The organism is Vibrio sp. 2-1-2a, from assembly GCF_032648565.1.
Lineage (GTDB): Bacteria > Pseudomonadota > Gammaproteobacteria > Enterobacterales > Vibrionaceae > Vibrio > Vibrio diabolicus.
This window is the reverse complement of sequence record NZ_WBOH01000019.1, coordinates 1-21,903: the sequence shown is the minus strand read 5'-3', so window position 1 is coordinate 21,903 and position 21,903 is coordinate 1. Positions and strand designations below refer to the sequence as shown.

24 protein-coding genes and 1 pseudogene are annotated in these 21,903 nt (G+C 39.7%); 2 read left to right on the top strand and 23 right to left on the bottom strand.

Annotated elements, in window-relative coordinates; translation table 11 throughout:
- From F7Y48_RS22890 to F7Y48_RS22785, 22 genes and pseudogenes are all read right to left on the bottom strand, one after another.
- Window positions 1-103 (bottom strand): annotated as a pseudogene (locus F7Y48_RS22890) (N-acetyltransferase); the annotation flags it as partial.
- A 158-nt stretch (window positions 104-261) separates the two neighbouring features.
- Entirely contained in the window at window positions 262-507 is a 246-nt protein-coding gene (locus F7Y48_RS22885) for a hypothetical protein (protein WP_258507231.1), read from the bottom strand.
- A gap of 218 nt (window positions 508-725) precedes the next feature.
- The gene (locus F7Y48_RS22880) at window positions 726-1,364 is read right to left on the bottom strand and encodes a hypothetical protein (protein ID WP_025624042.1); all 639 of its coding nucleotides are present in this window, start codon (window positions 1,362-1,364) and stop codon (window positions 726-728) included.
- 747 nt (window positions 1,365-2,111) lie between these two features.
- On the bottom strand, window positions 2,112-2,417 hold the full coding sequence (locus F7Y48_RS22875) for a hypothetical protein (RefSeq protein ID WP_013571662.1): 306 nt from the start codon (window positions 2,415-2,417) through the stop codon (window positions 2,112-2,114).
- Between the two features lie 180 nt (window positions 2,418-2,597).
- Complete coding sequence (locus tag F7Y48_RS22870; protein ID WP_316685417.1) at window positions 2,598-4,679, bottom strand: UvrD-helicase domain-containing protein; 2,082 nt, start codon at window positions 4,677-4,679, stop codon at window positions 2,598-2,600.
- Between the two features lie 2 nt (window positions 4,680-4,681).
- Window positions 4,682-6,793, bottom strand: coding sequence for an ATP-dependent nuclease (locus F7Y48_RS22865; protein WP_316685416.1), 2,112 nt, complete (start codon window positions 6,791-6,793; stop codon window positions 4,682-4,684).
- A gap of 242 nt (window positions 6,794-7,035) precedes the next feature.
- Window positions 7,036-8,034: an HNH endonuclease gene (locus tag F7Y48_RS22860; RefSeq protein WP_316685415.1), complete on the bottom strand. Its 999-nt coding sequence runs from the start codon at window positions 8,032-8,034 to the stop codon at window positions 7,036-7,038.
- Entirely contained in the window at window positions 8,031-8,609 is a 579-nt protein-coding gene (locus F7Y48_RS22855) for a class I SAM-dependent methyltransferase (protein WP_140271873.1), read from the bottom strand. Before F7Y48_RS22855 ends, F7Y48_RS22860 begins: the two co-directional genes overlap by 4 nt.
- A gap of 85 nt (window positions 8,610-8,694) precedes the next feature.
- Window positions 8,695-9,663, bottom strand: a complete 969-nt coding sequence (locus F7Y48_RS22850; protein WP_045608192.1) for a hypothetical protein — start codon at window positions 9,661-9,663, stop codon at window positions 8,695-8,697.
- A 227-nt stretch (window positions 9,664-9,890) separates the two neighbouring features.
- Window positions 9,891-11,141: a VapE domain-containing protein gene (locus F7Y48_RS22845; protein ID WP_316685414.1), complete on the bottom strand. Its 1,251-nt coding sequence runs from the start codon at window positions 11,139-11,141 to the stop codon at window positions 9,891-9,893.
- The gene (locus F7Y48_RS22840) at window positions 11,134-11,376 is read right to left on the bottom strand and encodes a helix-turn-helix transcriptional regulator (protein ID WP_021448661.1); all 243 of its coding nucleotides are present in this window, start codon (window positions 11,374-11,376) and stop codon (window positions 11,134-11,136) included. The genes F7Y48_RS22845 and F7Y48_RS22840 overlap by 8 nt, the downstream gene beginning before the upstream one ends.
- Before the next feature lie 86 nt (window positions 11,377-11,462).
- The gene (locus F7Y48_RS22835) at window positions 11,463-12,470 is read right to left on the bottom strand and encodes a hypothetical protein (RefSeq protein WP_141705302.1); all 1,008 of its coding nucleotides are present in this window, start codon (window positions 12,468-12,470) and stop codon (window positions 11,463-11,465) included.
- A gap of 111 nt (window positions 12,471-12,581) precedes the next feature.
- Entirely contained in the window at window positions 12,582-13,766 is a 1,185-nt protein-coding gene (locus F7Y48_RS22830) for a site-specific integrase (protein WP_316685412.1), read from the bottom strand.
- A gap of 292 nt (window positions 13,767-14,058) precedes the next feature.
- Window positions 14,059-14,475: a lysozyme inhibitor LprI family protein gene (locus F7Y48_RS22825; RefSeq protein ID WP_149192373.1), complete on the bottom strand. Its 417-nt coding sequence runs from the start codon at window positions 14,473-14,475 to the stop codon at window positions 14,059-14,061.
- A 145-nt stretch (window positions 14,476-14,620) separates the two neighbouring features.
- The gene (locus F7Y48_RS22820) at window positions 14,621-14,941 is read right to left on the bottom strand and encodes a hypothetical protein (protein WP_258507228.1); all 321 of its coding nucleotides are present in this window, start codon (window positions 14,939-14,941) and stop codon (window positions 14,621-14,623) included.
- 145 nt (window positions 14,942-15,086) lie between these two features.
- Entirely contained in the window at window positions 15,087-15,974 is an 888-nt protein-coding gene (locus tag F7Y48_RS22815; protein WP_258507227.1) for a hypothetical protein, read from the bottom strand.
- Between the two features lie 134 nt (window positions 15,975-16,108).
- The gene (locus tag F7Y48_RS22810) at window positions 16,109-16,513 is read right to left on the bottom strand and encodes a GIY-YIG catalytic domain protein (RefSeq protein WP_021454268.1); all 405 of its coding nucleotides are present in this window, start codon (window positions 16,511-16,513) and stop codon (window positions 16,109-16,111) included.
- 160 nt (window positions 16,514-16,673) lie between these two features.
- The gene (locus tag F7Y48_RS22805; protein ID WP_258507226.1) at window positions 16,674-16,961 is read right to left on the bottom strand and encodes a DUF3892 domain-containing protein; all 288 of its coding nucleotides are present in this window, start codon (window positions 16,959-16,961) and stop codon (window positions 16,674-16,676) included.
- 220 nt (window positions 16,962-17,181) lie between these two features.
- Window positions 17,182-17,394: a hypothetical protein gene (locus F7Y48_RS22800; RefSeq protein ID WP_045628752.1), complete on the bottom strand. Its 213-nt coding sequence runs from the start codon at window positions 17,392-17,394 to the stop codon at window positions 17,182-17,184.
- Between the two features lie 172 nt (window positions 17,395-17,566).
- Window positions 17,567-18,202 (bottom strand): SEC-C domain-containing protein, encoded by a 636-nt coding sequence (locus F7Y48_RS22795; RefSeq protein WP_069540180.1) that lies wholly within the window; start codon window positions 18,200-18,202, stop codon window positions 17,567-17,569.
- 138 nt (window positions 18,203-18,340) lie between these two features.
- Window positions 18,341-18,796: a GNAT family N-acetyltransferase gene (locus tag F7Y48_RS22790; RefSeq protein WP_258507225.1), complete on the bottom strand. Its 456-nt coding sequence runs from the start codon at window positions 18,794-18,796 to the stop codon at window positions 18,341-18,343.
- A 1,227-nt stretch (window positions 18,797-20,023) separates the two neighbouring features.
- Window positions 20,024-20,320: a YkgJ family cysteine cluster protein gene (locus F7Y48_RS22785; RefSeq protein ID WP_258507224.1), complete on the bottom strand. Its 297-nt coding sequence runs from the start codon at window positions 20,318-20,320 to the stop codon at window positions 20,024-20,026.
- A gap of 266 nt (window positions 20,321-20,586) precedes the next feature.
- Here F7Y48_RS22785 and F7Y48_RS22780 point away from each other — a divergent pair, with 266 nt between their 5' ends.
- Both F7Y48_RS22780 and F7Y48_RS22775 read left to right on the top strand, forming a co-directional pair.
- Window positions 20,587-20,871, top strand: coding sequence for a type II toxin-antitoxin system RelB/DinJ family antitoxin (locus tag F7Y48_RS22780; RefSeq protein WP_005398409.1), 285 nt, complete (start codon window positions 20,587-20,589; stop codon window positions 20,869-20,871).
- Window positions 20,868-21,146 carry a type II toxin-antitoxin system RelE/ParE family toxin gene (locus F7Y48_RS22775; protein ID WP_258507222.1) on the top strand — a complete coding sequence of 93 codons (279 nt, stop codon included), beginning with the start codon at window positions 20,868-20,870 and terminating at the stop codon, window positions 21,144-21,146. The genes F7Y48_RS22780 and F7Y48_RS22775 overlap by 4 nt, the downstream gene beginning before the upstream one ends.
- A gap of 155 nt (window positions 21,147-21,301) precedes the next feature.
- On the opposite strand, the gene F7Y48_RS22770 is transcribed toward F7Y48_RS22775, so the two are convergent.
- Window positions 21,302-21,718 carry a lysozyme inhibitor LprI family protein gene (locus F7Y48_RS22770; RefSeq protein WP_149192373.1) on the bottom strand — a complete coding sequence of 139 codons (417 nt, stop codon included), beginning with the start codon at window positions 21,716-21,718 and terminating at the stop codon, window positions 21,302-21,304.
- Between the last annotated feature and the right edge of the window lie 185 nt (window positions 21,719-21,903).

The following is a 21,903-nucleotide window of genomic DNA, read 5'->3' as shown; positions in this document are numbered from 1 at the left end:
TTTCTGATATTTGCTTGTCGCCAGCCAACTCTGAAACACGCTCAGCGTCAGACATAGAAAATGGTCTTAATATTAGTCTCTCACTTTCAATTGCTTGCTGCATAATTTCCCTATTCACATAACGCCCGCTTAAGTGGTGAGCAACGCAATACGATGCTTCCGCACACCACCTAAATCACTAAATTTAACGCAAACCACAAATGCCACGCGTTGCGAATCCGTCTTGAAGCGTTTGTTATGTGTATAACGCGAAACCTTCGTCTACCAAACATAAAGCTTGAAATACACAAGAAAGATTGCCATTACAACAAGACCACTCCAAGCAAGAAAAACCAGTGCTTTTTCTTCTGCTGACGCTTCATCCATGTCCGGCAACATGGCAAAAAAATAACACCCTATTGGAAACAACTCAAATGCTCGACCTGCATATTGATTTGCCATTCCCAAAAATGGCGGAACAAATACATACAAGGTTGCGTACGCGAGCATAAATGCGGTTAACAACACCCTATTTATGCCAACATAATCATTTTGATAACAGCGGTATATGAAGTAAAAGCCTGCCAATATTGATATATAAAGAAACACTCTTCACCTCAAAAAATACATAACGCCCTGTTAAGGTGTGAGCAACGCAATACCAAAGCCGCCGCATACCACCTTAAACACTAAACGCAACGCATAGTGAAAATGCCAAGCGTTGCGAATCACTCTTAAACAGTTTGTTATGCGTCTTTAAAATTTGCCTTGTTTTGTACCTGCAACTCCGCAACAGGCTTAGCTCTTCGATATAACGCAAGCAACATTTTAAGCTGAACTAGCTCATCACCTTTGGACAGCTGGTGTAGCGCTTTGACTTGCTTTGGAGTTAACTTGAATGTTTCATGTAAGTCTACAACCGACTCTTTAACAAAAGTGATTTCGTCTCTCAGTTGTTTTGCTTCCAAATCCTTGATCTTTAGCTGAGTGAGTTTTCGCTTTTGATACTGAGAATAAATGACATGATATGTACCTGCTGCACTTGTAATTGCACCAGCAAGAGCACTAACGATGATGCCAATATCTTTGGCTACTTCAGTTAAAAGTGTTAATTCAATATAACCTGGTGAAGCATATTGAATCCGTTTCACCACAGGTTGATCCTCATGGCTAACAAACTTTCCTACGATGCTGAAAAAGCCAACAACGCTTCCACCCCCAAGCCAAGGCATCCGCTCAAACTCTAGGTTGGAAAACTTTCCTTCATCAATTGCTCGCAACGCATGGAAAAAGCCATAGAGCTGCTGGTACTCCTTAGTAAGAATTGTAAAGTCTTCTAGTTTCCAACGTTCATCCAACAATATTGTTGATTGACCTTTATTCATAAATTACCTCTGGACGCATAACGCCCAATTAACGTGTGAGCAGCGCAGAGACTAAACTTAACCACTGCACCGTAAACACTAAACTCAACCCAAAGTGAGAGCGCCAAGCGTTGCGAATCACTGTTGAATTGTTTGTTATGTTTTACCACAAGTTACTGACTTAATTGAGAAAGAACTGCTATTTCAAGCCAGTTTTCTGAACCAAACCACAAGGCAAGAACCAACTTGGCCGTCAAAGGCGACCAACCTTAAACGTGTAATTCCACTTCCTGCCCAATAAGGCAACCCGACCGAGGCACAACGAGCGCCCTATCTTTCCAACCAAAGCGCAAAACAACGATTAATTGCCGAGACAACTGCCAAACCGAAATGCTAATTGGCGAAGAACCTAAAAGCGACTTTGAACCAGTTAAACAAGAAACCGACCGCCACGACCTGACAATGAAGCAACCCACGAACATTGGCATGTTTTACAGCTAGAGTGATTCAAGAACTTAGATCGATAATGCGGATTTGCTGAGACTACTAGGGACTAATTGCCAGAGGAACAAAGAACTAGAGCCTAAGAACTTTAAGCCTTTGAATTTCAAGTAAACATAACGCCCAATTAAGGTGTGAAGCACGTAATGACTAAGCCGCTGCATGGCACTTCAACACCAAAAACCAACGCATGCCAAAAATGCCACGCGTGCTGAATCACTCTTAAATTGTTTGTTATACGTAATTGCCCTTCCATGGCTATGGTGCCTAAATCGACATCAAAATCATATTAAAGAACAGCGGTAAACAAATCGCTAAATTAGCCATATCAGTGCTTGATATACTTTTCAATTTTGTTACGACCAAGACCATAACCCAGACCGTAACAGCAGCAAGAAATAAATCATTATCTAAGTCACTGTAATAATCAAACTTATCAAGTGAAGATAAAAGATCAGCCTCTTTCGTTTCCACCGCGTTTCTAAGCACATCATTCGCAATTGAACGATAATATTTCGAGAAACTCAGGAGAGTCAATTGAACCAATGTGGCTACTATTAAAAATATCTTCATACTCTCATTACGTATAACGCCCTGTTAAGGAGATAATACGTGGGAATAATATCATTTATTATCAACAAGTTATAGCAATCATGAAACGAAAAACAAATTATAATGTAGCAATTGTGTAGCAATATTTCATTTAAACTCAAAGTAGGGTAAAAAATTTCCCTACTTTGAGCTCCCAAAAAACTATTCTATAGAAATAGCTCCTTGACCGTCCCCCTCTTTAAGAAGTATCACTTTTAGGTTCTCTATTGCTCTCGAACAGATTACATATAGGAGATTCCTTGTATTTTCTAAATCTGCTTCATGCTTCTCGTGTAATCCAGACGAGAGGAGCCTACTGAATTTATTCTTCTCAGGCTTATTTTTTAGATCTTTTCCAAACTTATCGTCGATAACTGCAAGGACATTATCGAACTCTAAACCTTTCGAGCCATGACATGTTATGTAGTTGACTTTGCTATCAATCTCAATTCCTGAAACAAAACGAATCCAGTTAAATACTTCTTTCAAGTCCATGGATAAAAGAGCTTTAACATTATCTCGTAATCTATCACTAGGAGAACTAGAGATTGAACTGCATAAGTATGTAATTAAATCGTCGATTGAACCTATATCTCTTTTATCTCTTTTGTTATTCATCCATCCTTTCGATAAATCGGAGTATAAACTCGTTAAACTCGTATTCTCAAAAGTCTGTACAAGCAAGTCTGACAAAGCGTCACATAATGATACATAATCCTTATCTCGGATATAATCCAAGCAAGTCGCCACCTCATCCAATGAATGATTATCTAAAGACTCATCACTGAAAACATCGGAGAGAGGAGCCGAACTATCATAATTTATCTTAAATAAAGGTTCTGCTATATTTAGGACTAACAGTGGAAATATACCTAACTTATTAACATCCTTATTTAAGACTTCATCATTTATTTGGTTATAGGAAAGATAACTCGACTTATCACTGTATATTGCACTATATAAGTCATACAGATTACCAAATCCACACAGCTGAGCTATAGTTTTATTTCGCAAAACCATACAGGTCAACTTATTGTCCTCTGTTATCCCCCAACTTGTTTTAACCTGTTCAATTTCATTATAAATAAAAGGAATTTCATCTAAACTATCTTTGCCATAGTATGATAAAGATACATCACCATTAATATTGCTATTAAATGGCTCCTGATGTATTTCTTGGTGATTCCCTCGTATTTTATTTATAATATCCACGACATTTTGACAAGAACGCCTATTGATATCTTTATGTATAATATCAATTTCATTGTTAATAGAATTATAAGATTCGTTATTAGAGTATATAGATTGAACTGGATCCCCAAATAAACCAACAAAAAATGGCATGTTATTGTCCTTTCCATAAGAAATTAACATATCCATAATTTTTATCACCTGAGAGTGAGTATCTTGATATTCATCAATATAGATCTGTGGTAACGTATCGATGATAACTCTTAGAAGCAGTGAATACTCTTTTACCATACTTAATGAATATTGTATTAGAGTATCATGACCAATCAAATTCTTGTGAAGAATTTCTCTGCTTCCTTTCTCATTATAGGAAATATAAGAATAATCAGGATGATCAATATCAATCATTCTAGTGCAATATTTCAATCTAGAAATCTTGATTATATTTCTCATTATTTTTTCCACATCCCCTCTAGAGGACTGTATTTTAGATAGAAGTTCACTACCTATAACACCTTCAAGCTCACTCCAAAATTTAGAAGCTCCTTCAGCCCTAAAACAATTGTAGATGTCATCAATTCTATCCACTACAATTGTTTCAAGATCTAAGGTTTCTTCATAGTTTAAAGCTCTAATTTTTTTGAACGCATTTTTCTTTCCGAATTCATCACAAACATATAGCTCGTAGTGCAACTTATTAATTATATTAATAATATTTTTTCTATGCACTTTAATTAGCTCTACTTGATATGACTCTATAATATCCCACAAAAATGAGTGTATAGTACTAACATCTATATAATTACTATTATATAGACGCTCTATTATTTCGTCTTTTGCAGCATTAGTATATGTAATACACGCTAGATGACTACCATTTTTGTCAAAATCATGCATATTTTTTTTAATGCTATATTTTAGAGTTTCAACAAGAGCGTATGTTTTTCCTGATCCGGCTCCAGCAAGAAAGTAAAATGATTTTTTTTCATCCAACTGGTCAAAGATTAGTTGTTGGATTTTCGCCTCTTTTTCTAACAGAACTCTATCAACCATGACTAGACTCCCTCTGGCTGGCCATCAAGCCTTAATGATAACCATTGGAGACCATCATTTATATAAGAAGGCAATACTGGTAGCGAAGTCGAGTCCTCATTAACAACAAGCTCATATATTATATTATTAGCAAACTTTGATTTTGCAGAAGAGAGCTCCTTTTGTATTCTGAAAGAGTTATGTGCTAAATCTAAATACTCACATGTATCTTCAAGAACAACATCAGAATAAACAGAAGGTACAGTACTATTTATAACACCTCTGAATATTTCGTTGTCATAGTTTTCGAGAACTAAAGCTTCTTCTAAGCTAGTCGCATAGTAAGCCGCTGTATGTTCTTCGTCTAATTTTATTTTTACTGGATCTTTCTGAAATACCACCTTAATATTACTGCTCTCATAATAATGGTTATAGTCTTTAACTTTGCTAGAGTCATAATAATATGACAGAGTTTTGTTTGTTGACATTCTACTGTCTAATATTTCTGTCATTTGAGGATATATATTCCAACTAACAAGATTACCATCTTTCGTTTCAGCCGATTGAGTTAATTCTTCCTTACTTCTCTTAAAGTCAATATCAGTTATAATCAAAGAAGGAATTTTAAGCTGTTTCATAAGCTTGTCATAAACTTTAGCATGTGCACCATCAACTCTAAAAACAGAAATTAGTTTTTTTGATAACTTCTCATCTCTTTCAATATAAAAATTTAAAAGCCTTTCTTCAGTAATACCTTCCACAAAAACAACACCATCCGCGAAAAAAAGTTCTGGGACTTGGTGTTTTATGTGCTTCTTAACAAAATAAAATTCATCTTTATTTCCTGACTTAATACTAATATCCTCGTCCTTAATAGAAATACTTTCACAAAAACTTTTATGTGGATAGATGTAATTTATATTATCAAGACTACTACTTGAATGGATTTTACTATTTAATATATGTGAAGAGTGAGTTGTTATTAATAACTGACTCTTTATTTTTTCCCCTTCGCCTATAATTTTTCTAACAGCATTATCAATGTGACGAATAAAATTCACCTGCATTTGAGGATGCATAAACGTTTCGGGTTCTTCTATGCAGATCAACCTAACTTTTGTGGTTTTTTCTCCGCTTGGGTTTCGTTCTATATAGTCAATAATTTCGCTTACGATACTAATCAAGTTTGCATATCCCAATCCAAACTGACCTTCTGGAACTAGGAAACCTGCATCCTTATGTTCGTATGTAATTAAGCCATCCATTAATTTGTCGAATGTCAGGTCTGCCCTAAGATCTATCCCTAGACTATCGGTACCTACAATACCTTGTAATACGTTTTGAATGACAGACTCATGAGTCTCTCTGATATTTGTAGTAATTCCATTATTATTATTTTCTATTAAATTATTTACCTCTTCAAAATCATTCTTATCAGTTTGATATTTATATTTTATTATTTTATTGAATGCTTTGGACAAGAGTCTATTATCATGAATATTATTAGCCGCAGATATTACTTTCAACTCAATAAGACTAGAGATATTTATTGACTTTGCAACTCCTTCATCTGACCTTACAAATTTTTCAAATTTAAACTCTGAAATCAGATCCAACAATTTTCTAAACTTAAAACTCCTGTCCTTAGTAAGAAATTTATCTAAAAGTTCTTTGACATCTTCTTCAAACTTTATCTTATTATTTAATTGAAAATCTACTACCAAAGAAAATTCACTAACACTATCTACATCTTTATTTTTATTTGTAGTTTGACCTAGTGATATTGCTTTTTTAGAGTTTACTAAGGATGCTTCTTTCGGGTTTGTTATAAATGTTATTTTAAAACTAATATTAGGAAATCGATTAAACCTTCCTTCTAGGTAGTCATTGAGTAAGCCATCAATATATGAGTAGTTAAAATCGTGACCATTGATCTTTCCTTGCTCTGAAACAACCATATTTAAGGCTTGAGTAACCGTCGTTTTTCCCGAGTTATTTTTACCAACAACCAGTGTAGTAGAAGATGAAATCATTGACTCATCGTCGGTTTTACTAGTTGGCTCAACAAACGTTATTGTATTAGATTTATCTCTAAATTTTCTAAAGTTGGTGATTTCTAAACTTTTGATATGCATGTTATAGCCTCATTCTGAATGCACCAACATGATAATCAACTAGTAACCTAAATACACGGATTGATATAAAAAAGAGAATAACACTAACCACTTAGGATAACTAAAAATTAAAACCCATTTAAAATCAAAAACTTAAAATAAATCACTAGCACATCGGATAATCACCCAGAAGATAGCTACGCCTAGTTAGTTTTAGAAGAACGTCGGTAAACTCCTATTAAGTCAGAACATAATGTTTTAAATTATCGATTATTCAAGACTGTAATAAGCCTTCTATAGAACGGATCAGTGGCAGGGTCGTAGGAGTCAGAACCACCCCAATAGTAGTTTCCGAGTACCATTTTTACGTTGTCATAGTGGTGTCGTAATGTGCTTGACCGTCTTTTAGGTGTTGTGCCCAACGCCGCTTGAATCTGAGTTTTCCAAGGGTGATTACTCCCCATGATGTTTTCATTTCTCGCAATAAGCTTGGTAATGAAGTGCTCACCGACCAATCTATCGGATTTCAACAAATTACAGTCACCATGAGCCAACACCAAGTTCCAGATTTCATCATGATTGACTACCTGTCTTGGTAATACATGATCGACGTGAATGTCACTGTCCATTACTTCGCCACAGTAGAAACAGGTATTCCCTTGATAACCTGACAAAAATGGGATGTTGTTCGTTAAAGCTTTTCGCTCATATCCATCTCTTAGATAAATTTCACGGATGTCATTGGCAAGCTTAAAGTCGGTTTGGTTAATACTGAATGCGCCCTCTAGCAGTCCCCAACGTGCGCTAATTTCATTATCTAACGTATCTATCTGAGTGGATGTTAAACCGAGCAATGAGTCCTTGAGAACGAGCCTATTCCCCATATCTATTTCGTAGAAATGGTTGGCTACAATACTCTTGTCTGTGCCTATAGTTTGAAATCGTGGAACGACGTCCTCAAAAGCAGTTTCCCCCACTTTTTGAATAGCTTCATTACGACTTAACGCCCCTAACTGATATTCCTTAACAATACGTTCCATCTTAGTAAGACGGTTGGGGTTACCCTGTTGTGGCATTGGATTGTTTGTAAGACGGTTCAAATAGGCATCAAAATAGAGTTGTGATAAGTCTCCCCAATTAATCTCATTTTTCTGGTTTCTTGAAGCGATAAGAAGTGTCTGAGCAAGTCCCATCTTGTACGTGGCGGCATTTAAACCAAACAGTACAATGCCTTTAAAGAAATCTTCGTCGGTAAAGTTCATGCGCTTTCCTTTAGCAAAATTGCATTTAACCACTTTTCACTTTCTCGACCTTCTCGTAAATCACCCGTTTGCCAAGTCGTTTTGATGATTAAAGGGGTATTGCTTAGCACGCTTTTAAGTAACGATTCATCTAAGTTAGTGAACTTTCGTCCGTTGCGCTCGACTTCATCATTGCCATATTTAAAGGAGCAATAAAATACGCCATTGTTCTTCAGAGATTTTGATAAGTTAAGAAACGAATGAGGAAGTTCATCAAACGGCACATGAAGCAATGAAGCACACGCCCATATCGCGTCAAAGCGTTTCTCAGATTCAAAATCCTGAAAAGTGGCAATTTGAACGGGTTGTTCAATGAGTTCCTCTGCTAGTTTTGCCAATACCGCACTAGCGTCTATTGCATGAACTTGAAAGCCCAACTCTTTAAATGCTTTTGAGTCACGCCCTGACCCACAACCAGCATCGAGAATATTGCCACCTTTTTGAACCAAAGGCAGAAACTCACGATAAAGACTATCCATTTCGACGTGGACTGTGCTATCGAAAAACTCTTGTGCATGCTGGTTGTAGTAGCTCATAGATTATCTTTTTATACAAAACTAGTTATCGCACGATATGTTATCTCACGTTTCGATACTTCGCTAACAAATGAAACGAGATTGCTTAAACATTAAGCTCTAGCTTTATGACTTTTTTTATCGCACCTATGTGAAATATGCCCTGACCATAGTAATGCTGTAAACAATCGGCACAGATAAGATTATCGACATAGTTAGCGACCCTGAACTTGCAACGAACACAAGACTCGACTGCTGGACGTTTCGTGACTGCACTCATAACTCGTTCAGCCTTTTTCTTTCTTGGTTTTTTATATGGTCGGTGACGGATTTGGGGAATAACCGTAACATCAACAATAGGTTCAGGTGGCTGTGCGTTTGATTCTTCAATCATAGCATTGAGTGTCGCTGTTAGTTCTCGTTCTCGACTAACGAAGCGGGCATGGCTCAGCCAACGCCGACATCCGTCTTCAAATACATATGCTAGTGCCAATTCTTTAAACGAGTCATATTTTTGGTTTTTGAATTCATGATAAAGCTGTTTAAGTGGCTCTAGGTTAATCTCTAAGATAGAGAGCTTTCCTCTCTTATCTGGACTGTAACTTGGACGACCTTGATAACTAAAATGTATACCGATAACGTATCCATTTATACGGCAGAGAACATCAACTTCACTATAGGGTGCGCTAGGCTCAACCTCAAATTCCTCAAAGGTCAACGTTCGCTCTTGAGTTACATAGCCTGTGACAATCCGAGTCCGGTCATATTTATCCTTTTCAGACAGCTCTATCTTCCATTCTGGTGAGCTGATATCAAAGGTTGTTAGCTCTCTAAGCGACTGTTTAATGACGAGTCTTGCCACCACACAAAAAGAGTAATCGCACTCTATTTTCTCATCTTGGTCTTCTTGTGCTTTTTTGTCGTGAGCAAAGTGATGCGCCATCTTTTCAGGGTCACCTTTCTTGGCAACGAGCACTTGCTTACAGCTAGGACAAATACAGCCACAAGCCCTGCCGCGCTCTACTTCGCTAACATCATAATACTTGCCATCTTTTAACCCGAAAGGGATCAACATAATAGCCTCAATAATAGGGTCACAGTGTCATCGATGATTTTTGCGCCAAGCAATATTTCTATCAAGCTGTGGTCGTTACAAATGGGAAACTAGACGCATAAAAACGAAACATCTTTATCTGATTACATACTGAGAGTGGTGCGTCACTTTCTGAAAGTGAAACAACTTACCCCACCTACCTCACTTAATATCAATTCAAGTGGAGTAAGTGGGGTAAGTTTAAGTACTTAGCAAAATGACGTTTGAGGACGAACTGTAGGGAAACAGTAGCGGTTTGAGCCATTGAGCATTTTCTTTTCTAACTTACCGTCTTTAGTCAGTTGGTTGAGCGCTTTGCCAATCACATTTCCTTTTGATGTATCAGCGTTGATAACTTCACATATCTGTTTGGTTGATAACCATTCTCTCGCTTTACCTGTACATTCTTCTAGGTGGTCGTTTAGCAAGTTATACCAGTTGCCTTTATCTACATATTTGGATGACTCTTGCGACACTTGCGCTTGAATGTCAGACGACAACATCCAAGGATGGTGTTCAACCATAAATTTGTGTTTCACCTCTAACCAGAATTGGCGCAGATTCTCTGGTTGGTTCAGCGTTAACTCACCCGTTGCTTTGTACTCCCAACCCAATATGTTATTAAGCGTATCCATGTCCGTTTCGCCCACCAGCTCAATGACGGCGTAGCGGGTATTTCCGGTTTCGTCTTTTAGAAAGTCCGTGCCGTTTACCGTCGCAATGAGGTTGGTTTGTCGGTCTTTCTTAATGTCATTACGTGCATAAGGAGGACGCACCGTATCGCAAGCTCTTGTCACGAACGCTTTCAACGCCCCTTGGCAGTTTTTGGTTGAGCGTTCTAGTTCACCCAATTCCACTATCCATGAGCGAATAACGGTCAGCACACTGTCTTTGTTATCAGGGTTGAGCTCTGCCCCTTCAAGAAACGCACTTGGCATCACATTGGCAATTCGTTCAACGAACGCGGTCTTTTTAAAGGATTGCTCACCTTGTAAAACAGGCACGAGCTTGGATTTAAAGCTACCCACAAAAAGACATGCTACACAGCCCACCAGCCAGTGTAGCAACACAATGTTAGAGAGCGCGGGATTCTTAGTCTCTAAGCAATTAAGCACTGCTTCCACGCGGGGCTTTCTATCCCACTCGCCATCAAGCCAATCAGCGATTGGATGGTAACTACTTTCATGTGCCACGGCGTTAAAGTGGTCATCAATCGCGGATTTGGGCAATGTGTAAATTGACGCCAACGATACAAGCTCACTTCTGACGATATCAGGCGAACCCATACAAACTTTGCCTTTGAATATATCTGGCTCTAACGTCATTTTGTTGAGCTTGGCTTGGTAGCCCGTACTCTTCAGTAATGCTTTCAAGTTATCGGCCGTGTTCAATACGATTTGTTGGCCGGACTCCTTGTATCTGACATGGGGAAATTCTGGTGCATTGCCATCGTTAGGCATGGAAGCCCTCCCCTTGCAGCAAGTGGTCACGTTTGACATGACTATCTAACCACTGGTCTAAGTCTTCTTTGAGATAACGGACTGCACGACCAATTTTAATGAAAGGAGGCGCAGCAGTTCGGTTCTTGCGCTGCCCTTCCATACGAGCTTGGCGTAAAAATGAACGGCTCATACCAATGTAAAGCGCCGTTTCTTGTTCTGTGTATACACGTTTATCAAGTGTGGTTTGAGTCATGTTGTTGTTCCCTCTTGTTCATTGAGGTTTCAACTTAACGACCACAAACGTCATATGACGTTATCAACGACGATGACGACGACGTTTTATTTTGACGGCCTAATTTGCCTCCTTACGTCGACCAATACATTCTTTCTGAATGAGTCATAAGACATGGTGTTTTCATTATCCCCACGACCAAACCACGTCACCGAGTCCTGAGTAATACTTTCAATCAACGCATCAACATCAAATTGACGGTTAAACTCGTTCGCTCTCACGTCCTGCCTTATCATGTTCCAAACCTTATCCGCTCTGGCTTGAGGGTTGAGTGTTAATACTCGATGAGCAATTTGTGCAATGGGGTGGATTGGCATCGGTTGGATAACCGAATCCAACCCGAGTTCAGTAGGCGCATTAACCGACTCAATACACTGACCAGCAGTCTGGCTAACCGTTGAGCCTAGTGTTGCCTTAACCGTATCAACCGCTTGGCAACCACGATTCAATAGTACTGCTTTACCAAAAACATCAATGACCTGTTCCATATCAACGCGTATTTGACTGGGTTTAACCGTTAACGCATCGGTTGAAAGGCGTTGACCGCGTTGACTTGGGTAGTGTTCAGCAAGTTGATGCGTTACGTCATTAGAGAAAATGGCGGATGCTTTAGTAATGAACTCACCAACCACGCTCTCTGTGGTTGGTGAGGCATTAACCGCGGCATAAGCAACAAACGCTTTATTCGGTTGGGAGAGTGCATTAGGTGTGTATTTAAAGTGCGCTTGTAATACATTGTCGAACGCTTCAGTAACCGAACGCCAACGGTTGATACCATGCATCTCAACGATGATGACGTGTTGAACCAGTATAGATTCTAATGAAAGCGCAAACCGCTTGGATGAGCGTTCAGTGAGTTGGACAATGCCTTGATAGTCGAAGATGGCCGCGACACATTGACTTGGTGGATGAATAGCCCCAAGACTCGAAGCAGAAATATCGGCAAACAAACACAACTTCTCTTCTTCAATGGCTTCTAGTATGTCCCATTGGGTTAAATAGGTTTTATCACAGACTTCCTCAAGCCTTACATAGCGGCGTTTAAACTGGCTCACTTCAATCCCTTGTTGAGTTAACAATTTCAACAACGAATTACAGCACCAAGACCACTGTATATAAAACCATACCTTTAATGCTTCGAGTGATGTCTCGATTTATCTTGCAATTTAACCAATAAGATTCACCGCCGCCGCTTTGTGCTCTGGAGCTAAGTGTGCATAACGCAGCGTCATCTTGAGGTCAGCATGCCCAAGCAACTCACGCACGATATTCAAATCAACGCCCGCCATCACTAACTTGCTTGCGAAATGGTGCCGCAAGTCATGGAACCTAAAATTCTCGATAGCAGCCTCTTTCAATAATGATTGCCACGGATATTGAAAGAACTCAACGGGCTGGTTATTCGATATAAAGACATAGTCAGCATCAGGATTCTGTGCTCGCCAGCGTTCAAAAAGCTTTAATACCGTGTCATTGAGCGGTATCGTTCGCGTCTTCTTCGACTTAGCATTTTCAGAAATAATAGTTAAGTAACGATTAGGCAGTGAAACGTGTTCCCATCGAAGGCTTAATAGCTCTCCTTTACGCATTCCTGTATTCATTGCGGTGATCACTAACGGCTCGAAGAAATCAACGAACTGAAGATGCTCTATCTTGTTATTGGACTTTCGAACGCGTTGATTTCGGCCTTCAAGGGTATCGAGTAAGCGCTTCTCTTCTTCCTTAGAGAGATACCGTATTCGAGTGTTATCTTGCTTGATGAGTTTAACACTGCTTAAGTTGTGGCTATCGATGAATTCCCACTCTACCGCACGATTTAAAGCGGCTCGAAGTCGGTTCACACAATACTCTATCGTTGCTGGGGCACGCCCTAATTTGCGACGCTCCGTGATCCACTGCTGAATATCCCACGCTTTTATCTCCTCTAACGGTCTGTCTAGGAAGTGAACAAACGAATGAGCGATGCAAGCATAAGCCTGATCCGCCCGCTTGGGGTTCATTGAGATAAGGTAGTCTTTATAGTGCTCAGAGAGAAAACGGCCAAGCGTCAGGTTTTTGCGCATCTCTGTCTTTTTAGCTTCATGACGAGATTCTTGGATATCCACCCCGCTCGCCACTAATCCCGCTTTCTCTTTGACTAAATCTCTCGCTTGAGCGGGTGTGAGTGAATCCGCCGAGCCGATGAAGTAATTTCGTTGTTTGCCATTTAAACGGTAGTAAAAGTAATACTTGATTGCGCCTTTAGGTGAAATGCGAGCATGAAACCCGCTGATTTCAGTGTCGTTGAGCCGTCCCTGTTCGACAGTTAGCGCCTTGATTGAGGTGTTGGTTATCTTCTTCTTAATGGGCATGCACAAGTCCTTTGTGTAGCATATATGTAGCAGAATAATTGTACATACACACATACCCATGAACAACAAAGCACAAACAACATACATATAAGTACATGTTTTTATGCGAGTATTAGCTCATTCTTGTTCATTGTTGTTTACTGGAGGTTTTTACCCACTCCCACTGTTAAGGGGTGAGCAACGCAATACCGAAGCCGCCGCATACCACCTTAATCACTTAAACCAACGCATAGTAAAAATGCCACGCGTTGCGAATCACTCTTGAACAGTTTGTTATGTGCGTGGTTGAAACTCACTCTACACTTGGCTCCGGTAAAACTGGTGGTGTACTGTCCATATAAGTTAAAAAGTTTTCCCATAACTCGTGCGTTCTTTGCTTAGTTAACTTAGTTTTGCACGATATCGCCATAATTCCACGAATAGTTCCATCACGCCATTGCGTATAAACCGAGTCACAGTGAGAGGACATATATGCTTGCCAATCCTGTTGAGCAAGCTTAATTGCTGCGATCAGTTCTGGGTCATGAGCATTGTGCTCAAAGCTAGTGTTTAGATATTTATCTAATTTAACTTGTGCTGACTCTAGTTCAATAGCGGCACATTGGTTTATCTCGATTGTGGTCATCGCATTATTACAGTCAATGGACTCTTCTTCAGCAAGAGCACCAAATGAAAGACTAGCTAATATGATGATTAGACACTTATTCATCGTTTTCTCCGAAAGCACATAACGCCCTGTTAAGGTGTGAGCAACGCAATACCGAAGCTCCCGCATACCACCTTAAACACCAAACGCAACGCATAGTGAAAATGCCACGCGTTGCGAATCACTCTTAAACAGTTTGTTATGTTTGTTACGTGAAGATAAGCTGAAAATTATACCCGCTGCCTTTAACCTCAAGTATTTTATGTTTCTCATCGAAGCTAAAATTTTGAAATCTAGGCTTAAACTCTTCAAACGGAATACCATAACCCCTAATGGTATCGTCAACAGAAACGAATGGACCATCACCTGAATAAACATTGCTCCAAAATGTTACATCAACTTTCCCTAAAGGAGTGGCTTTGTTCAAGTTTTTAATTCGAGCCGTTATTTCATAAGAAGCCTGATCATTACGCTTTAACCCAAGTGAAGGCATACAGCTTTGAATAGCTGATATGGATTCGATTTCCATAATTCCTCCTTAAAACATAACGCCGCATTAAGGTGTGAGCAACGCTACCACGAAACTCAACCATACTACCGTAAACACTAAACCCAACGATGGAATGAAAAATGCCAAGCGTTGGGAATCACTCTTAAATGCTTTGTTAGCATTTTTATACCGAATAATCTCGAACAATTTTATATGAATTAGCAAATTTCTGTATAAATTCACCCATAGAATCTTTATTTGATTCAATCAGTTCATCTCTACCAACCAAGTCGTATGGTGGCTTAAACTTAAACACTACCCCAATATCATCGTAATTCTGATCAAAGCTTACTTGGTTATGCATTAGAACAAGCTGCTCTCGCATATTTAACTGATTGTTTCTTGTAATTGGGTTGGATGATAGCAGCCTTTGAAACTGCCAATCTTTGTTTTTCCAGTTTTGTATAAAATAGAACACATTAGATGGAAAAAAATATCCAGCTTCTCGTCCAGATTCAAAAAGCTCCTCAGTTACAAACGATAGATTATCTAGAAACTCCCTCACCTTTTTTTTGTCTTCGTAAAGCGGGTTTGTTTCAGTGTGACTCACACCTAGCAATGAGCATATTGCATCTTGTCGCAAAGTAAGCACAAGCTCTTCCATGCTAGCGTTACAGAAAACACCTGCATCATCCAATCCATTTTCATTTTTTATTTCTTCTAAAATCTTCGTAATGTGAGGTGATACACCTTTAAACTTATCATTTAAAACAAAATAAAATGACTTAATAGGTGAAATTGAATCCCAATACTTCTTTAGTTTTACAAAGTCCGACTTTACCTTTTTTATAGCTTCATCTGTGTTTTTAAATAATTCCTCTGGAGCATAAACCTGATAATATTTCCCTTCACTCTGCACCCAGCCATCATTTCCTCTATCACCGATATTCCCGTGAGGTTTTACACTTCTAAATCCTGGGGTGCTTAGTTTCATTAAGTCATTAAATAATTTTTCATATTCAGTGCCTTCTGATTGAAAAACTTTTAACTTAAATTGATCCCTGATGTTCATTAACTCTCCTAGAATGCTAACGCCCTGTTAAGGTGTGAGCAACGCAATACCGTCGCTTCCACATACCACCTTAAACACTTAACGCAACGCATAGTAAAAATGCCACGCGTTGCGAATCACTCTTAAACAGTTTGTTATGACTGTAGCCAAAGAGGGAGATCAATTGGTTTAGGCTTTGAATTGTGGCTAGGTTTATAGGCTTGAATTAAAAGCATTTCGAGCAATAACCTACTACTTTCCTCTGGCTCTTGAACAAAACGCATTTCCGACCACTGTTCCCACCAACCTTTATCTTTATGAGGGGAAGTTTTGTCGTGTAGCCTCGCTTTCACTCTTCGACCAGTCTGACCTACATATAAACAAGTGCCCTCTGTGTCAAAATACGCATAAACAGCACCAGTCCCATTATCACCCAAGCCATTTCGTTCAAAGAATACCGTTCTGTCAATACCGCTTGAGTTTTGAATAAACCAATCTTTAGATAGTGATGCTGTGTGTTCAACTGCACCTACAAGTTCTTCAAGTAATGCGCTTTTCATAAATTCCCTTGAAAGTCATAACGCCGCATTAAGGTGTGAGCAACGCTACCACGAAACTAAACCATACCACGATAAACACGAAACCCAACGGTGGAATGAAAAATGCCAAGCGTTGGGAATCACTCTTAAATGCTTTGTTAGGTGGTTGTAACTACTGCGTCTATGGACATTCTGGTAAGCTAATTAAATTATTTGGTTGCTCGCCATCATTTTCAGTTTTTAGATATTTACGTCCTGTTGAGCTCGTTGCAACAATAACCCAAACACTGCTTCCACCTGCACTTACATAAAACTTCCATTTTCCAGACTCTATTCCTTCTATGGCACGATCAAGCGTAAGTTTCCATCTTGTACCGTCAGCATTTAAGCCACCTATATGACTGATTCTTTCATGTGCACTTTGTCTGTCGGTTTTGTTGATACATTTTATTTGATGTGTCGCCGCCATGTTTAACTCCATTGCAATATATGAAAGAGAAATCATATCAAATGGTTCAATAGTTTATGTCGACACAGCTCACGAACCAACCTAACGCCCAATTAAGGGGTGAACAACGCCTACACCCAAACCTAAAGCATTGTGCCATAAGCACTAAATTTGAAGTAGAAGCAAAAATGCCAAGCGTTGTGAATCCCTCTTAAATTGCTTGTTAGTAGCGATGCTGAAACTAACTTTCCACTTTGTTTAGCAGACCATTTTCAGCTAGTGCTCTTACGGTCATTGTATGCTGATCCTGTGCTGCAGCTTGGATAAACGCTGCAATTATTGTAGCTCGGGCGTCTTCTGATACTGGAAGATGCTCTGTTGCATCTATAGCTTGCTTAAGCCAAATTTCCGCAGTGTCACCTGCTTGTCTCATAAGAGTTTCTGCTTCAACCATATTGTTTTCCTTTCGTTATTGTTTGAATTTGTGTCTTGTATTGAGATTTAGCTACTAACGCCCTGTTAAGGGGTGAGCAACGCAATACAGATGCCGCCGCATACCGCCTTAAACACTAAAAACAACGCATAGTGAAAATGCCACGCGTTGCGAATCCCTCTTAAACAGATTGTTATATGGCGACCCCATAGTGCTTCGCCGCCTGTTGTACATGCTTTTTATGACAATGCTTAAATTTACTTCCACTACCACACAGACACTGTGCGTTAGACGTTTTTTCGTCTTTTAACATTTGAAAAACCATCTGGTGCAACTGCGTCAACGCGAGCAATTCATGCTCAGAAACCCGAACCTTTCTACTATCTGCATTTGTACCCGCTGATAGCAGTTGGAAACGACACATTGAAAGTAATATGAAATCATCGACCAACTTATTTTGACTAAGGCTCTTTCGTATATTGTCGACATCTGTACCATGATATTTAAGTTCAGGAGCGGGAATGAACAGTATGTTGCTTGATTTACATTGCTTGGGTGTAATATCAATAAATTCACCTGTAGGAGACTGCCAAATAGCATGAAACTCGGCCTCTATAAAGATGTCAGGCCATACCCAGACCTGCCAACCATAGACAATATTCCCCTGCTCCGACTCTACCTTTCTAGCAACATTAGGAAAGCATTCATTAGGCTTGGCCCAAGAATCAGGTAAAACATTGACATAATATGGATTAGAGCCAGCCACAACTTCGTTGCAAAAAGCCATGACAACTTCATCTATTTCTTTCGGTGTACCCGCTAAACTCATTGATAATCCTCTTAGCCATATAACGCTGCGTTAAGGGGCGCAGGCACGCAATACAAAAGTGACCGCATAACACCTTAACCACTAAACCCAACGCAAATTGAAAATGCCACGCGTGCCAAGTCCCTCTTAAACGCTTTGTTATGCCGTTACTTTTTGTTTTAAGTGAACTTCTACCGCTTTTGAACCATCGGAAAGTATGAAAAAGTCTGAATCAAAACGTTGAACCACATTAAAGCCTAGTGCCTTAAAAACAGCGACATTACCTGTTTGCTCAACACACCAAACCGAGACTGAGTTAATACGCTTAAACTGTGTAACAACGAAATCGACGAGCTTTCTAGCTACACCTTTTTGGCGAAAACTTGGTGCAACTGCTAGCGAGCTAAGCTGTAATTCTGAACCAACCTGTTTAGCTTCAACTACTCTAACTAAAACCTCATCAACATGGAAACCAAAACAACTCCACTCACTTTTAGCGCTGTTTTTATTGCTAACTGCGAGCTCAGTTGGCCTGTAAACTTGACGAAGTTCGTCGAAGCAACGCTCTGACAGTTCAACCACAGATTTTTCATTTACATCAAGCTGCTTAATCATCAATTTCACCTTAGGCATAACGCCGCGTTAAGTGGTGAGCAACGCCGACCACCAAACTTAAACCATTGTGCCTTAAACACTTAAGTTAACTTGAACCAAGGTCGCCAAGCGTTGTGAATCCGCCTTAAACGCCTTGTTAGGCGAAGTTTCCCACTGGTGTTTAAGTTTGTTTGAAAGCAGATTACCCGAAACCTTATAAGCAACCAAACACCCACTGACTTTTTGTGATTCAAGAACCATAAAAGTCACTATGTTTCAGGTGAAATTTCGACAGCCACGAAATGCAGACCTTCAGCGATCAAGTTGCTTTTGAGGAAGCGAAACGTAAAGCTGCAAACTAAAAGCGAGAACGAAAGCCTCGATTAACTTGCCCCTGCCACACTTTGAGCCAGTGATATTCACCGCTAGCCAACAATGAAAACCAATGAGACAACCCACGGATTTTGGCATGTTTTACAGTTGGAAAGATTCAAGAAATTGAGCCGATAATGCAAAATTGCCGACTGAGAAAAGAATTTTCCTGCCCGTCGCCTAACGCCCAATTAAGGTGTGAGGCACGCAATGCCGATGCTTCCGCATGCCACCTTAACCACTAAAACCAACGCATAGTAAAAATGCCACGCGTGCCGAATCACTCTTAAATTGTTTGTTAGTACGCTGTTCCTAAACCTTTTAGCATGCACCAAAATATTGAAATATAGTACGAAACTGTTGGCTAAAAACGCGACAGCCAAGCTGATAACAACCAAACTAGAACCCAATCTCAAAACTCAAGTTGGCTAGAAGAAAAACACGCCAAACTACCCTATTTTGACTGGCTTCAAATTAGCAAAGGATTCGGTCACCGAACTTTGACAACTACACCAAAGTACAGAGTTGAAGGCTAAAAAGCCAACAACACAAAAGAAACCGCGCCAACGAAATAGCCAAAAAGTTAGAAACCGTAAACGGTGAAATCGACGCGAACACTCCGCACATAGTGCCACCGGAAAGAACGTGAAAGGCACATTTGATCCGGTGAAAAGCTAGAAACGGAACTGATAAACACCGAAATGTTTACCGTTGATGCAAATCCCGTACTAACGCCGCGTTAAGTGGTGAGCAACGCAGACCACCTTACCTAAACCATTGTGCCGTAAACACTAAAGTTGAATCAAACCCAAAATGCCGAGCGTTGGGAATCCGTCTTAAACGCTTTGTTATGGCTAACAGCCCAAGAAAAATAACCTATTGTTTTATATGCTTAATTCGCTCATCTAAACACTCATTAGAACCCATTTCGAATTCGCGGCATATCCACGGGCGATTTTCATAAATTGTACACATTAGAGTGTCTCTATCTAAAGCAGCACACCAACCATCATTTAATCGCATCATAGTTTCACCACCATACTGATCGCGTGCAATGTACTCTTCTGGCACGCCAGTATCCGAGATAATCATAACTTCAAGGCGGCAGCAGCAAGCTTTGCAATTTGAGCAAGATACATTTGAGGAAGACGGTTTTTTAGTTGGTATAATCATGAATAGCTACAGTTCGGTTAATTGCGCATGATAACGCACATTCTATATGAAAACCGTCATTTCTGAGATTACTTGCCTTGTGAGCCATAACGCCCAATTAAGGTGTGAGGCACGTAATGCCAATGCTTCCGCATGCCACCTTAACCACTAAAACCAACGCATAGTAAAAATGCCACGCGTGCCGAATCACTCTTAAATTGTTTGTTAGTTGCCCATCTCAAAGCCTAGTGCTAACATTTGTACACACACCAACAAAGGAATACATCATGGACACTAGAATTCAATTTCGTGTTGATGAAGAAACAAAACGCCTAGCTCAACAAATGGCTGAGAGCCAAGGTCGCACTCTGAGTGACGCATGCCGTGAACTTACTGAGCAACTCGCTGAACAACAAAGAAAAACATTATCTCACGATGCATGGCTAACTGAACAAGTAAACCTAGCATTTGAGAAGTTTGACTCAGGAAAATCCGTTTTCGTTGAGCACCAAACGGCTAAGTCTCGAATGGAAGAGCGCAAAGCCAGAATCCGTAATCGAGGTAAGCAATGATTTTATGGGAAGAAGTGTCACTTAATGATCGTGAAAAGATCTTTGAGTTTCTCTATGACTTCAATCCTGATGCTGCAGAAAAAACTGACAACCTCATTGAAGCAAAAGTAGAAAACTTGCTTGAACAACCTTTAATGGGTGTGCAACGAGATGGCATCCGCGGACGATTACTCATCATTCCTGAGATTTCGATGATTGTCTCTTACTGGATTGAGGGCGATATCATCCGAGTTATGCGTGTACTACACCAGAAACAAAAATTCCCTACGGATTGATTGCTTCCTCTGGGGAACTAACGCCGCGTTAAGTAGTGAGCAACGCTACCACCTAAGCTAAACCATTGTGCCGAAAACACAAAAACTGAATCAAACCAAAAATGCCACGCGTTGCGAATCTGCCTTAAACGCGTTGTTATGTGCGTGGTTGAAAGCTACTCCACACTTGGCTCCGGTAAAACTGGTGGTGTACTGTCCATATAAGTTAAAAAGTTTTCCCATAACTCGTGCGTTCTTTGCTTAGTTAACTTAGTTTTGCACGATATCGCCATAATTCCACGAATAGTTCCATCACGCCATTGCGTATAAACCGAGTCACAGTGAGAGGACATATATGCTTGCCAATCCTGTTGAGCAAGCTTAATTGCTGCGATCAGTTCTGGGTCATGAGCATTGTGCTCAAAGCTAGTGTTTAGATATTTATCTAATTTAACTTGTGCTGACTCTAGTTCAATAGCGGCACATTGGTTTATCTCGATTGTGGTCATCGCATTATTACAGTCAATGGACTCTTCTTCAGCAAGAGCACCAAATGAAAGACTAGCTAATATGATGATTAGACACTTATTCATCGTTTTCTCCGAAAGCACATAACGCCGCATTAAGGTGTGAGCGACGCTGGGCTATACTTGAGCGAAGCGAAACTGCCAAGCGTTGCGAATCACTCTTAAATGCTTTGTTAGCTTTTGTACACTACGATGTCAGAATTTTCTAGTTGATATCTTTGTAACAACACCATTGCCCTTTCAGAAACTAA

Coding starts and splice junctions, on each gene's coding strand:
- F7Y48_RS22880 (WP_025624042.1), bottom strand. CDS start 1,364: ATGAATAAAGGTCAATCAACAATATTGTTGGATGAACGTTGGAAACTA.
- F7Y48_RS22875 (WP_013571662.1), bottom strand. CDS start 2,417: ATGAAGATATTTTTAATAGTAGCCACATTGGTTCAATTGACTCTCCTG.
- F7Y48_RS22870 (WP_316685417.1), bottom strand. CDS start 4,679: ATGGTTGATAGAGTTCTGTTAGAAAAAGAGGCGAAAATCCAACAACTA.
- F7Y48_RS22865 (WP_316685416.1), bottom strand. CDS start 6,793: ATGCATATCAAAAGTTTAGAAATCACCAACTTTAGAAAATTTAGAGAT.
- F7Y48_RS22860 (WP_316685415.1), bottom strand. CDS start 8,034: ATGAACTTTACCGACGAAGATTTCTTTAAAGGCATTGTACTGTTTGGT.
- F7Y48_RS22855 (WP_140271873.1), bottom strand. CDS start 8,609: ATGAGCTACTACAACCAGCATGCACAAGAGTTTTTCGATAGCACAGTC.
- F7Y48_RS22850 (WP_045608192.1), bottom strand. CDS start 9,663: ATGTTGATCCCTTTCGGGTTAAAAGATGGCAAGTATTATGATGTTAGC.
- F7Y48_RS22845 (WP_316685414.1), bottom strand. CDS start 11,141: ATGCCTAACGATGGCAATGCACCAGAATTTCCCCATGTCAGATACAAG.
- F7Y48_RS22840 (WP_021448661.1), bottom strand. CDS start 11,376: ATGACTCAAACCACACTTGATAAACGTGTATACACAGAACAAGAAACG.
- F7Y48_RS22830 (WP_316685412.1), bottom strand. CDS start 13,766: ATGCCCATTAAGAAGAAGATAACCAACACCTCAATCAAGGCGCTAACT.
- F7Y48_RS22825 (WP_149192373.1), bottom strand. CDS start 14,475: ATGAATAAGTGTCTAATCATCATATTAGCTAGTCTTTCATTTGGTGCT.
- F7Y48_RS22820 (WP_258507228.1), bottom strand. CDS start 14,941: ATGGAAATCGAATCCATATCAGCTATTCAAAGCTGTATGCCTTCACTT.
- F7Y48_RS22815 (WP_258507227.1), bottom strand. CDS start 15,974: ATGAACATCAGGGATCAATTTAAGTTAAAAGTTTTTCAATCAGAAGGC.
- F7Y48_RS22810 (WP_021454268.1), bottom strand. CDS start 16,513: ATGAAAAGCGCATTACTTGAAGAACTTGTAGGTGCAGTTGAACACACA.
- F7Y48_RS22805 (WP_258507226.1), bottom strand. CDS start 16,961: ATGGCGGCGACACATCAAATAAAATGTATCAACAAAACCGACAGACAA.
- F7Y48_RS22800 (WP_045628752.1), bottom strand. CDS start 17,394: ATGGTTGAAGCAGAAACTCTTATGAGACAAGCAGGTGACACTGCGGAA.
- F7Y48_RS22795 (WP_069540180.1), bottom strand. CDS start 18,202: ATGAGTTTAGCGGGTACACCGAAAGAAATAGATGAAGTTGTCATGGCT.
- F7Y48_RS22790 (WP_258507225.1), bottom strand. CDS start 18,796: ATGATTAAGCAGCTTGATGTAAATGAAAAATCTGTGGTTGAACTGTCA.
- F7Y48_RS22785 (WP_258507224.1), bottom strand. CDS start 20,320: ATGATTATACCAACTAAAAAACCGTCTTCCTCAAATGTATCTTGCTCA.
- F7Y48_RS22780 (WP_005398409.1), top strand. CDS start 20,587: ATGGACACTAGAATTCAATTTCGTGTTGATGAAGAAACAAAACGCCTA.
- F7Y48_RS22775 (WP_258507222.1), top strand. CDS start 20,868: ATGATTTTATGGGAAGAAGTGTCACTTAATGATCGTGAAAAGATCTTT.
- F7Y48_RS22770 (WP_149192373.1), bottom strand. CDS start 21,718: ATGAATAAGTGTCTAATCATCATATTAGCTAGTCTTTCATTTGGTGCT.